General features: G+C 65.0%; 9 protein-coding genes. 4 read left to right on the top strand and 5 right to left on the bottom strand.

Translation table 11 applies throughout. The features are described 5' to 3' along the window. The first annotated feature begins 257 nt into the window (after window positions 1-257). On the top strand, window positions 258-977 hold the full coding sequence (locus tag AX702_RS21595; RefSeq protein ID WP_082746169.1) for a glycosyltransferase family 32 protein: 720 nt from the start codon (window positions 258-260) through the stop codon (window positions 975-977). A 39-nt stretch (window positions 978-1,016) separates the two neighbouring features. Here AX702_RS21595 and AX702_RS09385 read toward each other — a convergent pair whose 3' ends face one another. Continuing rightward, window positions 1,017-1,499, bottom strand: a complete 483-nt coding sequence (locus AX702_RS09385; RefSeq protein ID WP_066778759.1) for a GNAT family N-acetyltransferase — start codon at window positions 1,497-1,499, stop codon at window positions 1,017-1,019. Between the two features lie 327 nt (window positions 1,500-1,826). Between AX702_RS09385 and AX702_RS09380 the strand changes: the two genes are divergently transcribed. Together AX702_RS09380 and AX702_RS09375 are read left to right on the top strand one after the other, a co-directional pair. Continuing rightward, complete coding sequence (locus AX702_RS09380; RefSeq protein WP_082746170.1) at window positions 1,827-4,235, top strand: TonB-dependent receptor; 2,409 nt, start codon at window positions 1,827-1,829, stop codon at window positions 4,233-4,235. 41 nt (window positions 4,236-4,276) lie between these two features. Then, window positions 4,277-6,004: an amidohydrolase family protein gene (locus AX702_RS09375; protein WP_066778755.1), complete on the top strand. Its 1,728-nt coding sequence runs from the start codon at window positions 4,277-4,279 to the stop codon at window positions 6,002-6,004. Between the two features lie 46 nt (window positions 6,005-6,050). Here AX702_RS09375 and AX702_RS09370 read toward each other — a convergent pair whose 3' ends face one another. From AX702_RS09370 to AX702_RS09355, 4 genes are all read right to left on the bottom strand, one after another. Beyond that, window positions 6,051-6,506 (bottom strand): Lrp/AsnC ligand binding domain-containing protein, encoded by a 456-nt coding sequence (locus AX702_RS09370; protein ID WP_066778753.1) that lies wholly within the window; start codon window positions 6,504-6,506, stop codon window positions 6,051-6,053. Between the two features lie 181 nt (window positions 6,507-6,687). After that, window positions 6,688-7,086: a hypothetical protein gene (locus tag AX702_RS09365; protein ID WP_066778752.1), complete on the bottom strand. Its 399-nt coding sequence runs from the start codon at window positions 7,084-7,086 to the stop codon at window positions 6,688-6,690. 1 nt (window position 7,087) lies between these two features. Further along, window positions 7,088-8,161, bottom strand: coding sequence for a cellulase family glycosylhydrolase (locus AX702_RS09360; protein WP_156455426.1), 1,074 nt, complete (start codon window positions 8,159-8,161; stop codon window positions 7,088-7,090). Between the two features lie 102 nt (window positions 8,162-8,263). Next, window positions 8,264-10,522, bottom strand: coding sequence for a TonB-dependent receptor (locus tag AX702_RS09355; protein WP_066778748.1), 2,259 nt, complete (start codon window positions 10,520-10,522; stop codon window positions 8,264-8,266). Window positions 10,523-10,793: 271 nt separating this feature from the next. Between AX702_RS09355 and AX702_RS09350 the strand changes: the two genes are divergently transcribed. Then, the coding region (locus tag AX702_RS09350) for a WcaI family glycosyltransferase (protein ID WP_156455425.1) at window positions 10,794-12,078 on the top strand (1,285 nt) is incomplete at its 3' end.

The following is a 12,078-nucleotide window of genomic DNA, read 5'->3' as shown; positions in this document are numbered from 1 at the left end:
CGATGTGGCGGGAGGCGCGGCGGGCCGAGCGCTAGCGCCCCGGCGCGGCGGCAGCCCGGCTTCGCGATACGCCCCTAGGTATTCCTGCGCGCTACCATCCGGCCGCGCGGCGCTTCAGGATCAGGCCAGCATGTCGATGGCGGCGGGCCAGCGCCCGCTGCGCGGAAGACGCGAACCGGCAAGGTGCGCGCGCCGCCGGAGGCCGGCTGCACAACGCCAGCAGGAGAGGCGCGGCACTTCATCGCGGAGAGACGGTGATGATCCCCAAGATCCTTCACCAGACGGCGCGGACCCGGCAGATCAGCTGGGAGGAACGCCATCTGGTGAGGCGCGCCGCCCGGCTGTTGCCCGGATGGGACCTGCGCCTGTGGGACGATGCCGATAACGAGGCGCTGATCGTCCGCCACTTTCCCGAACATGCCCACACCTATCGCGCGATCAAGCGCGGCGTGATGAAGGCCGATATCGCGCGGCTGGCGTACATGCATGTGCATGGCGGCGTGTACATGGACACCGACTACAAGCTGCTGCGGCCCCTTGGCGACGCGCTGATGCAGGCGCCCTGCCTTTTCGGGCTGGAGGTCGGGACGATGCGCGACGGGCGCCTGACCGCCGACCAGCCGTTTCGGGTGGGCAATGCCTTTTTCGCCGCGGCGCAGGGCTATCCCCTGTTCGGCGACATGATCCGGCACATCTTCGCCCAGGTGCTGGACGGGCGGATGACCGAATATGAGCTGATGAAAATCAGCGGCCCGCATGGCCTGTCACGCTTTCTGCGCGATCATGAAGGCTGCTATCCCGACGTGACGGTGAAGGACCAGTCCGTCTTCTTTCCCGATGCAAAGGCGAAGGGGTTGCTGCACCACATCGACCAAGGGACGATCGGCATCCATCTTTGCTGGGGATCGTGGCGCGACAAGCGGGTTTCGGTCACGATCAGGAACCGGATGCGGCGGATCGCCGGCGCGCTGATCTGAACCTCCCCGCTCCGCTTCAGGCTCCGCCCGGCGACGCGGCTAAAGGTCGCGGAACATCACCAGCGCGTCGACGAAGCCATGGCGCGGGTGATCGAAGGCGCCAGGCAGGCGACCGACGACCGCAAAGCCCAGGCGCTGCCACAGCCGGACGGCGCCCTCGTTGGTGCTGACCACGAAGTTGAACTGCATGGCGCGGAAGCCGCGCGCGCGGGCGATGATCATGGATTGTTCGCACATGAACCGGCCGGCGCCCCGGCCCCCGGCATCGCCCCTGGTCATATAGCCGCAATTGCAGACATGCCGCCCGCCGCCCGCCTGGTTGGCGCGAATGTAGAAGGTGCCGATGACGTCGCCATTGTTCTCCAGCACGAACGTCTCCTTGTCCGCGCCCAGCCAATAGGAAAGCGCGTCCGCCTCGCTGAGGTCGCGATCGAGCGTATAGGTCGCGCCCTCGGCAATGGTTGGCATGATGATCGCGGCGATCGCGGGACCGTCCTCCTGCCGGGCATCACGGATCAACATGGCTGCATTCCCTTCGCTCGCCGCGCGACTGCGAGGCTTTCCGGCGATCCTGCCGTGCTTGGGCCCAAGGAGCGACAGTTTTCCGGCCGGCCATTGCAGAAGCGAACATTCTTTCGCCGAAACGACATGCCAAACGCAATAATTCGTTTGAATGGACGTAAAAACGCAGCACTTTCGGTCGTGTTCGGCATAGGCTGCGTAGCATCGTTGCAGAAAACCAAGGCGCGAAGCCGGTGCGACGGGGCTGAAAAGGGGGATTACATGGTGGCATCGAACAGGGCCGCCCGGCGGCTGTCGGGCGCGCGCGCTTTCCTGCTTTGTGGAGCGATGGCTTTCACACCGGCGCTGGCCGCGGCGCAGGACGCGCCCGACACCGCCGCGGCGGCACCTGCGGCGCAGGAAGCGGGGGCGGACGGCGAGATCGTCGTTACGGCGCTTCGCCGCAACACGCGCATCCAGGATACGCCGATCGCCATTTCGGCGACGTCCGGCGAGGCGCTGGCGGCGTCCGGCACCACCAGCTTCACCGAGCTGACGCGCACCGCGCCGTCGCTGCGCATCGTGGATAGCGGGCCGGGCAGCCGGCGCGTGCTGATCCGCGGCATCACTTCCGCCGGCGAACCGACGGTGGGCGTCTATTATGATGAAACGCCGGTCTCCGGATCGGTCGGCACCACTTCCGATTCCGGCGGCAGCACGCCCGACTTCCGCCTGTTCGACGTGGAGCGCGCCGAAGTGTTGCGCGGGCCCCAGGGCACGCTGTTCGGATCGGGATCGATGGGCGGCACGCTGCGCATCATCTTCGAAAAGCCCAAGGCCGATCGGCTGGAGGCGGCGTTCAGCGGCAACATGACCACCGTCGAAGGTGGCGGCCAGGGCTTCTCGCTCGACGGCATGATCAACCTGCCGATCGTGGAGGACAAGATCGCGCTGCGCGTGGTGGGCAATTACAACAAGTTCGCCGGATACGTCGACAACATCATCCTGACCGACGATCCCAACGCGGGCAATGTTGTGGATACCAGCGCGGACCCGCGCTACCTGCGCAACGTCAAGAACATCAACGACGGCGAAAGCTATGGCGGGCGGGCGCTGCTGCGCATCACCCCGACCGAGGAGCTGACCGTCGACTTCTCGGCCAGCTACGAACATGTCGATGCGCCAATCCCCTTGTGGCGACCGGACTTCTCGCGTGCCAACGGCTTCGACTTCGCCAGCAACATGCATGCGGACAACATCAACGAGGACGAGAACCGGATCTTCAACGGCACGATCCGCTACGATTTCGGCGCCTTCAGCGTCACGGGATCGACCAGCTATGTCGATCGCGACTTCATCCGCACCTATGACGTGAGCGATACGTTCAACGGCCGCGTCGGCACGGTGCAGAATTCCGACGGCCGCTTCGTCAACGTGCTGAACTCCACCGGCACGCGCGAGGGGTGCCGCCGCTACCTGCTGGGCATCACCTCGGCGGCGAACACCACGCAGTGCAGCGCGGACCAGCTCACCGGATATTTCAACGCCACGGTGCCGCTGCAATCATCGGCGCTGTACCAGCCGCAATCGCTGAGCAACTGGGTGCACGAGCTGCGCCTCAGCTCCACCAACGACAGCCCGTTCCAGTGGACGGTGGGCGGCTTCCTGGAGAGCCGCGACACCGAGGTGCGATCGCTGTTGCTGGTCGCCAGCCCGGAGACGGGCGCGGTGTACGGCACGTCGACGCCGGGCGCGATCGCCTATGACCGCACGATCAATGACGAGCTGCGCCAGAAGGCCGCTTATGTCGAGCTCAGCTACAAGCTGGCCGACCAGCTGACGCTGACGGCGGGCGCGCGCTATTTCAATTTCGAGCGCAAGGTCGGCGGGCGGATCGACGTCGGGCAGATCCACTACAGCTCGCGCGTGACGCCCTATACCGAGGCGAATTACGAAGAAGACGGACTGATCTACAAGTTCAACGTGTCGTGGCAGCCGACCACCCGCCTCCTGTTCTATGCGCAGGCGGCGCAGGGCTTCCGTCCCGGCGGCGTGAACCAGGTGATCGGCCTACCAGCGGAGCGCGCGGCCTATACGTCCGACAGCCTCTGGAATTACGAACTGGGCGCGAAGACCACGCTGGCACGCGGCGTGTACCTGAACCTTGCCGGCTATCGCATCGACTGGGACAATCTGCAGGTGTCCGCGCGCACGGCTGGCACCGGATCGGTGTTCGGCCTGATCTCCAACGCCGGCGCGGCGCGCGTCTGGGGCGCGGAGGCGGAGCTTTCGGCGAACCTGCTCCAAGGCCTCTCCCTGAGCGGTGCGCTCGGCTATACCGATGCGAAGCTGTCGGAGGACCAGGTCAGCGACTTCGTGGTGGCGACCGGCCGGCGCGGCGACCGTATACCGAACGTGCCGCGGATCACCGCATCCGCCTCGCTGGATTACAAGCGGCCGCTGTCCGACACGCTGACCGGCACCGCCCGCCTCGATGCGAGCCACGTCGGCTCCTTCTACAGCACGCTGAGCCCAACGGACGTGTACCGCCGCAAGATCCCGTCCTATGAGATCGTCAACCTGCGCTTCGGCATCGAGGGCGTGGACAGTGACTGGGGGGTGTATCTGTTCGCCAACAACCTGTTCGACGACACCGCCATCAACCAGATGAGCTCCAGCGCCAACTCCGGCGGCATCACCAATGCCGTGAGCCTCGCGCCGCGCACCTATGGGCTCAACCTGATGCGGCGCTTCTGATGCGCCGCGCCATGACCCAGCCAATTTCTCAAGGATCGACCATGGCATTGTTCCGCCGATTCACCACCCGCCTGCTGATGCTTTCCACCGCCGCCGGCGTTGCGCTGTCCGGCCCGGCGCTGGCGCATGAGGAAAAGGCGCCGCGCGGCGCCGCCGCCGCCGCGCCCGCCGGGAACCAGCCGGGCGCAGCACCGGCGCGCGCGGCCGGCGAGGGCGCGGGGCCGTTCCGCCGCCTTGTTATCCGCGGCGTCACGCTGATCGACGGGACCGGATCGGTTCCGCGCGGGCCGGTCGACATCGTGATCGAAGGCAATCGCATCGCCGACATCCGCCAGGCCGGCTGGCCGGGCATGCCGGCGGCGCAAAACCGCGCACCGCAGGATTTCGACCAGGAGATCGATGCCACCGGCATGTATGTGCTGCCCGGCTTCGTCGACCTGCACACCCACTTGCCCGGCAAGGACAAGGCGCCTGACGCCTCCTATGCCTATAAGCTGTGGCTGGGGCATGGCGTGACCACGGTGCGCGGCGTCTCGCTAGCGGCACCGGCCTTCACCAGCAGCGAAAAGGCACGGTCAGCGCGCAACGAGATCGCGGCACCGCGCATCTTCAATTACCAGACGCTGGGCGCCGGCTGGTCCGGCGGGCGCATCTCCAGCCCCGAAAAGGCGCGCGAATGGGTGCGCTGGGCGGCGAAGAACGACATCGACGGCATCAAGTTCTTCGGGCGCGAGGACGAGACGCCGGCGGTGATGACCGCCGCGATCGACGAGGCGCACAAGAACAAGATGGGCACCGTGGCGCACCTCAGCCAGACGGGCGTGTCGAACTTCAACGGCATCATCGCCGGGCGCGCCGGGCTCGACACGATCACCCATTTTTACGGGCACATGGAATCGCTGCTGAAGGATCACACGATCCAGAAGTTCACGCCCGACTATAATTTCTACAACGAGCTGCACCGTTTCGCACAGGTCGCGGACATCAAGGACGAGATCTATGATGTCGGCTCCCCCGAATGGTGGGATTACCTGAAGGAGCAGAAGGAAAACGGCGTCACCTTCGACCCCACGTTCAACATCTATGCCGCGTCGCGCGATCTGATGCGCGCCCGCAATGCCGATTGGCAGGGAAAATATACCACGCCGCAGCTGTGGAACTATTTCCAGTCCACCCGCGATAATCATGGTTCGTATTTCTTCGACTGGACCAGCCAGATCGAGACCAACTGGAAGGGCTTCTACAAGAACTTCTTTCAGCTGATCCACGATTACAACCAGATCGGCGGCCGGGTGACGGTGGGCACCGATTCCGGCTTCATCTACAAAGTATATGGCTTCGCCTATGTCGAGGAACTGGAATTGTACCAGGAAGCCGGGCTGACGCCGCTGGAAATCTTCCGCGCGGCGACCGTCAATGGCGCCAAGACGCTGATGGAGCCCAAGGGTTTGGAGCCGGAGTTTGGCGCGGTGCGGCGCGGGATGCTGGCCGATCTGGTGATCGTGCCGGAAAACCCGCTGGCGAACCTGAAGACGCTGTACGGCACCGGCTACGTCCGGCTGAATTCGCAGACCAACAAGCAGGAGCGGATCGGCGGCGTGCGCCACACGATCAAGGACGGCATCGTGTATGACGCTCCCAAGCTGCTCGCCGACGTGGCGGCGATGGTGGAGCGCGAGAAGCAGGTGGTGCCGACGCCGGTGTCTCCGCCGGTGATCCCGCAGGAGCCGCCGTTCGCCACCGCGGCCCAGCCGTCCACGGCGCCCTGACGCCAACATCGACGCGCCCGATCCGGGCGCCTCGTTACCGGGGCGCTCAGATCGGCAGCGCGGTGGTGTATTTCACCTCCTCCAGCACGGCGAAGGTGCGCGTTTCGCGGATCCCCGTCATGTGGAACAGCGAATTGCCAAGGAAGGTGCGATAGGCGGCCATGTCCTCCACCCGCGCCTTCAGCAGATAGTCGAACCCGCCGGCGACCATGTGGCATTCGAGGATCTCCGGCATGTCGCGCACCGCCGCCGCGAAATCCTCCAGCACGTTGCTGGTGGTGCGATCCAGCATCACCTCGATGAAGACGAGAAGCGCGCGGTCGAGCTTTTGCGGGTCGAGCAAGGCGACGATGTCGCTGACATATCCCTGCTCGCGCAGCTTGCGCAGGCGATCGAAACAGGCCGAGGGAGAAATGCCGGCCTGGGTCGCCAGCTCCTGATTGGTGATGCGGCCATTGCGCTGGAGCGCCCGAAGGATGTTCCGGTCGATATGGTCGAGCATCGTCGGTTCTCCGGCTGGCTATTCTGCCAACCGAAGCTACCGGGATAGCGGCCGCGCACAACGAAAGATCGTCCTGTACGCCATGGCGATCCGGCATGGCAGCCGCGCCGCCGTTCCACGCCGCCGTGCCATCCGGGGCGATGTTTGGGCGGAGCATGAGCCCCGCCCGCACACCAGTGGCTCACCCCGCCGCCTCGGCCTCCGCCAGCGCCGCCGGATCCACTGCTTCCATGCGATAGGGATCGGCATCGCGGACGGCGGCGACCGCCGCCTCCTGCGCTGCATCCTCGACCGCCGGCACATCCGGGACCAACGGCTCGGCGACGTCAGTGCCGCCGAGATCGGAGAAGGCGAAGGCCGCCGTACCGGCGTCCGCGGCCTGGACCTGCCCTTGCGGGCTGGACGCCAGCGCGCTTGCGCCGCGCACCACGACAATGCCCTGGCGCTCGGGCAATTCGCTCTGGCTCCCGCAGCCGGCCAGCAATGTTGCCGATGCCAGCGCAGCGAGTATCAGATTGGGACGGACGGACCTGGCCCCGGCGCGCGTGCCGGGACCAGTGAAGGACAGGGTGATTGCCACCTTACTTGCCCACCAGCACCTTCAGGTAATCGCTGTCGGCGGCGGAGGCGAAAGTGCCCTTCTTGGGCTCTACCTTGTAGTGATAGTCTTCCTTCCAACCGTTGCCGCCGCCCCACCAGCTGACGCCGACATAAGTCTTGGGCAGGGAGCGCATGTAGCGGACCATGTCCTGACCGACCGCCTTGCACGTCGAGCTCATGCTCTTCGCGTTGCCGAAGGCGAACTCGCCGACCCACACCTTCAGGTCACGCGCCTGGGCCGCTGCCGTGGTGTTGCCGATCAGCTTGGAGGCGGTGGTGTTGACGCACGTTGCGCTGGTGCCCGAGCCATCCGAATCCGGATAGCGGTGGCCCGAGATCATCGTGCGACCCAGCGGATCCTTCAGCCCGCCGGCGCGGTCGAACGAGCAGGCCGGGCTGCTGCACGGCTTGTTCGACGCTTCGTTCTTGTTGAAGTTCTGCATGCCGGCCCAGTGCCGCCATTCGATCAGCAGCACATGCTTGAGGCCGGCCTTGCGGAATGCCGCAATACCTTCGTTCACGTCGGTGGCGTAGGACTTGCCCTTGGAGTCCTTTTCATAGGAACGGCCGGTCTTCGGCTCGTTCATCGTGTCGACCATGACGTGGCGATCGTCCGGGAAGTTCTTCATCACTCCGGCCCACCAAGCCGCGCCGGCCGCGTCGAAAGTGTTGCCGTAATCGTGGCGGTCCAGAATGACATAGGCGCCGCGTGCGGCAGCCGCATCGGCGGCAGCCTTGATCCTGGCGATGACGGCGGGATTACTGGCCTGCTTCCCGCGGAACGGAATACGGAAAGCATTAAAGCCTTTGTCGATATAGGTGTTGATTGCCGAAACCGTGGGGCAAAGCGCCCCATTGTCCACGAACTCACAACCCGAAAGGTTAACGCCCATTAACGGGCTGCGGCTCAGACTGATATTCTTAGATGCCGAAGACTTGACCGGTCCAGCCATTGCTGGCGTGGCGAGAAGCAAGAAAACCGCAGAAGTTAAAACGCGCATATTGACCCCTTTGCTCGTGGCCAGCGCGCAAGGGAAAAAGAAGCGATTCGTCACAATCACTTAGCGACGAGTCGATTGTTTCTCGAGTCATACGGTTTTCGACGTAGGTATTATACCTGAGTTGACAAATGGCCGTTTAGCGATCTTCCGCTGCGATCAGAATTCGCGGCTGATCCGCAGCATCCATTCGCGGGGCGCGGCCGGATAGCCGATCGATCCGACACTTCCAGTGTTGTAGCGACGGTCTGCCAGATTTGTGGCGGTGACCTGCACGCCCCAATCGCGCCAGTCGAGGCCCACCTGCACGTTGATCTGCGATGCATTGGTAACGCGGTGCTGCGGCTCGTTGCACAATGCGATCGAATAGGGGGAGGAGGCGCTATAATCCCCGCCCACCCGCAGGCGCGTGGCGCCGACCTGCTGCGTGACGCTTGCCCGCACCTGATAGCGCAGGGCAGGAGTGAAGCGCAGGTCCAGATCCCGCTCGTCCGGCACAAAGGCGGTGCAGCCGGGGCTGGAAGCGAGGTGGGTGAACCGATCGGCAAGCGTGGCCACCCAGCCGCCGATCTCCACCCCGGGCAATGGCCGCGCGCTCCATTCCACTTCCAGACCCTGAATCCGCGCGTCGCCGACATTCTGGCGAAAGATGTCGGGCGGGCCGGCCGTGGTGCGCGACGCTGAAAAGGCGATGTTGGTATAATCGTTGACGAAATAAGTGGCGTTGAGGTGCAGGCGGCGATCCAGCCAATCCGACTTCACCCCGGCCTCGTAATTCCACACGGTTTCCGGGGCGATCGCGCCCTGGCGGTTCATCACGAAGTCTACGTTGCGCGCGCGCCCGTCGAAACTGCCGCTGCGAAAGCCCTTGGAGGCGAGAGCGTAGATCATGGCCTCGCCCGCGGCTCCGCCGATCTCCAGGCGATGATCCACCGTCAGGCGGGGCGACAGATCGGTCCAGCGGCTGGCGATGCGGCGCCGCGCCGGGCGGCCATCGGGCAGCGCCAGCACGACATCCGGCGCGGACAGGAAGGACACGGCATAGCGCTTGCTCTCGTTGGTGTAGCGCAGCCCGGCGGTAACCCGCGTGCGATCGCCCAGCGCCATGGTGGCCGAGCCGAACAGGGCATAGCTGCTGCTGTCGAGCCGCGGCTCATAGGGCGACCAATTGCCGCTCGTGCCGGCGCCGCGCGAGGGCGCATTGAAGAAATCCGCGTTGCGGAAGCGCGCGTCCGGACCGGTGGGGGTGGCAAGGCTGACCGCCGTGAGCTGATCGTTATGCTCGCTGAAATAATATCCGCCGACCAGCCATTCGACCCGGTGGGCGACGGCGTCGCCGGCCAGGTGCACCTCCTGGCTGAAGCTGTGCTGATCCTGATCCTGCAGCAGGATCACGTTCGCGCCGCTGCCCGGCGGATTGGCGGTCTGATCGAAGCCGATGCGCGATTGCAGCCAGCGATAGCCGGTGATCGCGGTAAGCGTCGCGCCGGCGAAGCGATAGTCGGCCCGCAGCGACGCGCCGCCGGTGTCGGTGCTGTTGAGCGGATCGGTATCGGCGGACGGGAAGGCGTCGATGTCGCCATCCGGCGCCAGGATGGTGTTCGTGTACCGCCCCGGCCGCTCGGGATCGGGCGCGAAGCGCTGCGGGAAGCGGGGACCGGATCGATCCCGCGTGAGATCAAGCGTCGCGTAGATCGTCGCCGCAGGCGATGGCGCCCAGAGGATCGCGGCGCGCGCGCCCAGAAGATCCTGGCCGTTCACCCGCGCACCGTTCGTCAGATTTCGCCCCCAGCCTTGCTGGTGGCGCGCGATGGCGGAGACGCGCAGCGCGATCGTGTCCGTCACCGGAATGTTCGCGGCGGTTCTGGCGTCGGTACGCCCGTAACTTCCCACGGCGATGTCAGCGACTGCGCTTGCCCGGTCCAGCGATGGCCGCTTCATCACCAGCCTGATCGCGCCGCCGCTGGTGTTGCGCCCGTACAGCGTACCTTGCGGGCCGCGCAGCACCTCCACACGATCCACATCCACCAGATCGAGCAACGAGCCGGTGGAGCGCGGCAGGATCACGTCGTCGACGTAGATTCCGACCGGCGGATCATTGGTGAAGATCGAATCTCCTTCACCAACGCCGCGCAGAAAGACGAGCGCGCCCGAACTGGTGCCGAAATTGCGGGCAAGGTAAAGATTGGGCACCGCCGCGCCGATCCGGTCCAGATTGGCCATGCCCCGCTGTTCCAGCGCGTCCGAGGTCACGACCGAAAGCGCGATCGGCACGTCCTGCGCGCGCTCCTCCCGCCGTTCCGCCGTGACCAGAATGTCGGCAGTCTCCTGCTGATCGGGAGCGGGATCACGGCCTTGCGCCCAGGCAGGGGCGCTGGCGGCGCATGCCATGATCATCAACACTGACGTCCTGATCATCCCCGACCCTGCCAACCCACGAAGCGGCAGGCCGCTATGGAGATCCTGTTTCCGGGTCAAGCAGCACGCGTCGACTGAGCTTTATCCCTGCCGCCTCAATGCTTTTTGTTGATCTGGATTAGTAAATGCCGGATAGACATGTCTTAAGCAAACAGGAAGAACGATAGATGTTCGTATAAAAAACAGCGAATATGGGGGGAGAACCGATGAAGAAGGGGGCTTCAACGGGGTATCTAAGTATCAACCCGGACGTAATTCCGGCTCTAAGGCCATGACGAAACGGCATCGTATATTGATCGTCGGGCCGAACTATGCGCCAGAGCCAATAGGGGTCGGTCCATGTACCACCGGCATGGCCGAGACTCTCGCGCAGGCAGGATATGAGGTGCGCGTGGTGTGTGGCGTACCTTCATATCCGCACTGGAAAGTCACGTCGCGTTATCAACGACTGCGAATATGGCGGACGGTCGAAAATGGCGTCCGAGTTATTCGCCTGCCCTATTATGTGCCGTCTGTACCAACAACCATCCGGCGCGTGGTTCATTTGTTGAGCTTTGCCGTACTGGCCCTGCTGATCGTCGGCGTACTGATGGTGCGACGGCGACCCGACGCAATGGTGGCGATCATTCCATCCGCACTGGCGGCGGCGGGCGCCAGCATCTGTGCCAAGCTTTTCCGGCTCCCGCTCTGGGTTCATGTGCAGGACCTTGAAGCGGAAATGGCGATCGCTACGGGCCAGATCGGCCGATCGCTTTGGGTGAAGGGCCTGGCGCAGGTCGTGCAGCGGCTGGCGCTGCGTGGCGACCGGGTAAGCAGCATCTCGCCCGCCATGTGCCGGCATCTGGCGATGGCGCGCGCTTCGCCGCAGGGCATTGTCGAGTTTCCCAACTGGGCGCGGCCCGATGTGACGCCTATCGAGCGGCCGTCCTCCTATCGCGTGGAATGGCAAATCGCACGGCCGTTCGTCGCGCTATATTCGGGCAATATCGCCGCCAAGCAGGGGGTGGAGATCATCGCGCAGGCGGCGCGCCTGTTGGCGCACCGCGACGACCTGATGTTCGTGATCTGCGGTGATGGCCCGCGGCGCCAGGAATTGGTCGACAGCGTTGGCGACTGTGACAACGTGAGGTTCTTCGACCTGCAGCCGGCGGAGCGGCTCGGCGATCTCCTGGGACTGGCGACGATCCACGTTCTGCCACAGATCGCCGGGGTGGCCGATCTGGTGCTGCCGTCCAAACTGCCGAACATGCTGGCGTCGGGACGCCCGGTGGTGGCCACGGTTGCGCCGAACACGGATCTTGGCCGCGAACTCAGCGACTGCGGGCTGATCGTGCCGCCGCATGATGCGCCGGCCTTTGCCGATGCCATCATCCGGCTGATCGAGGACGCACCGCTGCGCGCGCGACTGGGTGAGAATGCCCAGGCGCGAGCGGCGGCGCGCTGGAACAAGCAGGCGATCCTGGAGGGGTTCGAGCGCGAGCTGAGCGCTGTTGTGACCGGGCACGACCTGTCGCCCGGAACGCATCGCATCGGGCAGAAGGGTTGGCGGGCAGGTG

The organism is Sphingomonas sp. CCH5-D11, from assembly GCF_001557395.1.
Lineage (GTDB): Bacteria > Pseudomonadota > Alphaproteobacteria > Sphingomonadales > Sphingomonadaceae > Sphingomonas.
The sequence above is the reverse complement of the archived record's forward strand: the minus strand, read 5'-3'. Positions and strand labels throughout refer to the sequence as shown.